A 3541-nucleotide genomic window follows, 5' to 3' on the forward strand; every position below is an offset into this window, starting at 1 on the left:
ACGAATACCTGAAAAAGCAGCCCGCCGCGTAGATCAACCTAATAGAGACTGTCCGGATTTAAAAGGGCACATCATAGACCCGGACCAGCCTCCGCGAGAAGATCTATCGCCTGCACGACCCGGGCATGCGTGGCCGCGTCCAAGCCGTCGATCCAGTCACGGACCTCGTTGACGAGATAGACGTCCCACTGCTGCCCTTCCACCACACGAGTATAGCGAACGCTATACTCGCGGCCCGCTGAATCGCTCAGGCAACATCGCCGGGGACCGCTGACAGCCAAGGCCGCGGACAAGGCCGGACACCGACGGACGCTCGTGGACCAAACGCACCAGGCCAGCAGACGGAGCAGACGTCCACGGACGTCAGAGGAAGATCCAAACCTTACTACGGATCAGAAGGTTGGGGGTTCGATTCCCTCCACGGGTCAGCGTCATCATCCTCGCCCAGGTGAGCTGAGAATGACGGACACCCACACTATTGATCATCATGCGGGCGCAGGCCTCCCGTGCCTGCCGGGCACGGGCGAGCAGGTCCAGCAGCACCGGATCGCCGAGGTTCATCAGATAGGCGCGGAGTTCGATCGTGCGGGCCTGCCCGTGCACGACGACCCCGCAGGGCACCGTCGCCGCCGCGACCAGAGTCAGCCCGGCGGGCAGCGCGGTACGGGCGAGATCGACGCCCTCGACCGTGTTGCGGTCAGCCAACCCGACCACCGTGGCCCCGGCCCGCACGGCCTGGGCCATCAGGTCCGCGGGGAACGCTCCCCGAGGTCCAGAGTGCACCGACTCCACATGCAGATCAATCATCGGGGATCTGGTACGGCCGCAGGGCTGCGCGAAGGTAGCCTTCGACTACGATCAACTACGTTGAGTAACCGCCAGGCGTGATGGCTCACGCGTCGTATGCGGTGACGTAGAAGACCCCCACCATTACGCGGGAACGACAGTGGCAACCTATTCGAAACCGTGGATCCGATATCTTCCTCATCGGCCGCGGAACCCGCCGAAACCCGGTATCGGCCGCCGGGCAAGCAATCCGGCCGGCGCTGACGCGTCGTCGTGAAAAAGATGACCTCCTGGCTGGGATAATGAAAGCGCCAACAAACAAAAACCCAGACCAGCGAACGCGACCTACGGCCGTTCAAAACCCAGCAGAAGATCTCCGGCCGGCTCACCTCCACGGCCACGACCGCCTGCCGCCTCCAGATCCCCAGCTACCTGTCCACCGCCCGCAAACACGGCGTCTCCGGCGCTGCACGCCCTACGCCTCGCGTTCCACGGCACCCCCTGGATGCCACCAGCCGCCGCCGTCCCCACCTGACGGCCGCCCCCAACCGCCCCCAACCACCCCGCCCGGCGCGGCCCACAGCCATGCCCGTGAACCACCACCCACAGCAAGATCACTAAACCAGGTGAATATTTACCTTTCTACCTTGCGCTATACGGCGACAAGAATCTGATCAGCAAGGGTGTCTACGAGCCGGAACACCAGGTCCTTGCCGGGACCGGCCGCACCCGCGATCGGCAGGGCGATGCGACCCTCGGCGCCGCTTGGCCGGCCGCGCTCCGGCAGGTGCTTCCAGAAGATCCCGTTGAACACCTTGACCACCGGCGCGCCGATCTGGTCGGCGACCCAGAGGCTCTCCGGCCGGCCGGCCTCGATGGCGTCGATGCGGCCATCGCGCTGCCGACGCTCCGGATGAGGCACCGGCGCCCCGCCACGCGCCAACCGCGACCGTTCCGATCGATGACCTGTTCCAGCTTCGCCCGTGAGGTAAAGGCCACGGCTGGTGATCCGGCCTCCTGACCGGCCACCAGCCACCCCTGGGGTGTCCCTGGCACCGCCGGATTGAGCGGCGCGACTCGTCCGGCGCCGTCGGACGCGTACCCGGGTGCTCCGGGAGCACGGCTCGCAGGCGGATTCGGAGCGTCCGGACTCCTCCCCGACGAATTCGCAGGCCAGCACGTTCTTGCGCTTCTCGACCCGCCACATGATCGAATTAGAGGTGTATGCCCAATTTTGTTCATATGTACCATGGCTGCCGTTTCATTGGCTGTGCGGGACCAATTGCAGACTGGCGGATCACGAGTGGGACGTGCCGCAGCCGGACGGGCGTCCTCTGTCCGAGCCGGTTTGTGGGGTTGGAACATGCACGAGGAGAGGCGCGAGGAACCCGCGGGACACAGCGCTCGCACCATCGACCGTCGGACCATCCTGCGCGGCTCCGTCAGTGTCACGGTCGGGCTCCTGGCCCTGCCGACCTGGCTCGCCGGCGCGGCGGAGGCCACGTCGGAGGCCACGGCGGCGGCGGGGACAGGTAGCGGGACGGCCGGCGCAAGCGGCGCCCCGGCATTCGTTGACTCCTACCAGACGAACACGACCACGATCCTGGCCCCCGCCGGCAACGCCGCCGTGCGCATCCTCGACGGGATGGCCAAGCTGTGGCACACCGGCGACGCCTGGAACACGGGAATCCCGATCCAGGCCGACGTCCTGCGCGACAACATGCGATACACCGCCGGGGTCACCCGGGGGCGCACTCCGGCGCAGGCGCGGGACGCCTTCATCTACGACCGGCAGCATCAGAGTTACGCCGTGATCGCGGGACTCGGCCCGCTGGCCGACCTCTACAAGGAGGGCGCGCGCGCGGTCACGAGCATCACCAGCGCGCCGGAGGGCGTCCCACCAGCGGTCGTCAACGATGCCGTTCCCCCGGGTGCTCCGGCCGGCGCGGCGATCGGCGCGGGAGCGGTCCAGTCGGCGCTCGGCCAGGTGGTGACACTCGTCAACACCGTGCGGGGGCCGTACGCGTCCGGCAACCCCAGCAAGGCCGCCTATCAGTACCCGCGTCCCTGGCGCATGAACGAGCGCAGCCAGGTCGTGGACACCGACACTCTCGACAGCCTGGGCTTCCCGATCTACCGCTCGGACGTCACCGTCGTCCCGCAGCTGCTGCGCCAGCGATCATTGAGCCCCGCCGACGACGGAGGCTTCCCGAGCGGGCACACCAATGCCTTCCACCTGGCCGCTCTCGCCCTGGCGTACGCGGTACCCGAGCGATTTCAGGAGCTGGTCACGCGAGCGTTCGAGCTCAGCGACACCCGGATCATCGCGGGGATGCACTCGGCGGTGGATGTGATCGGTGGTCGCATCCTGGCGACGGCGCTGGCCGCCGCGACGCTGAACGACCCGGCGAACGCCACGCTGAAGGCCGCGGCCCGGGATCAGGCCGCGCAGTACTTCCAGTCTCACACGGGGACCACGGCCGACACGCTGTTCACGTTCGCGCACGCCGCGATGCCGGGCAGCGACCCATACGCGAGCCGGGAGACCAACCGGAAGACGATCTCCGCGTTGCGCACCTACATGCTGCGGCGCGGCGGGCCCGACCGGCCGCTGGCGGTTCCGAAGGGCGCCGAGGTGCTGCTGGAGACCCGACTGCCCTACCTGGACGCGGATCAGCGCCGGGGGGGGGGGGGGGGGGGGGGGGGGGGGGGGGGGGGGGGGGGGGGGGGGGGGGGGGGGGGGGGGGGGGGGGGG

General features: G+C 68.3%; 4 protein-coding genes. 1 reads left to right on the plus strand and 3 read right to left on the minus strand.

Annotated features, from left to right (window positions below):
- Window positions 1-71: 71 nt before the first annotated feature.
- The 3 genes from MXD95_RS28445 to MXD95_RS07510 all read right to left on the minus strand — a co-directional run bounded on the left by MXD95_RS28445 (window position 72) and on the right by MXD95_RS07510 (window position 1708).
- Window positions 72-203, minus strand: a complete 132-nt coding sequence (locus tag MXD95_RS28445) for a hypothetical protein (RefSeq protein ID WP_285223551.1) — start codon at window positions 201-203, stop codon at window positions 72-74.
- A 160-nt stretch (window positions 204-363) separates the two neighbouring features.
- Window positions 364-807, minus strand: coding sequence for a PHP domain-containing protein (locus MXD95_RS07505; RefSeq protein ID WP_250639812.1), 444 nt, complete (start codon window positions 805-807; stop codon window positions 364-366).
- Between the two features lie 631 nt (window positions 808-1438).
- On the minus strand, window positions 1439-1708 hold the full coding sequence (locus MXD95_RS07510; protein ID WP_250639813.1) for an NAD(P)-binding domain-containing protein: 270 nt from the start codon (window positions 1706-1708) through the stop codon (window positions 1439-1441).
- Between the two features lie 441 nt (window positions 1709-2149).
- On the opposite strand from MXD95_RS07510, the gene MXD95_RS28450 reads away from it, so the two are divergent.
- A partial coding sequence (locus MXD95_RS28450) for a phosphatase PAP2 family protein (protein WP_285223552.1) occupies window positions 2150-3541 on the plus strand: 1392 nt, incomplete at its 3' end.

It is taken from the genome of Frankia sp. AiPa1 (assembly GCF_023243075.1).
Lineage (GTDB): Bacteria > Actinomycetota > Actinomycetes > Frankiales > Frankiaceae > Frankia.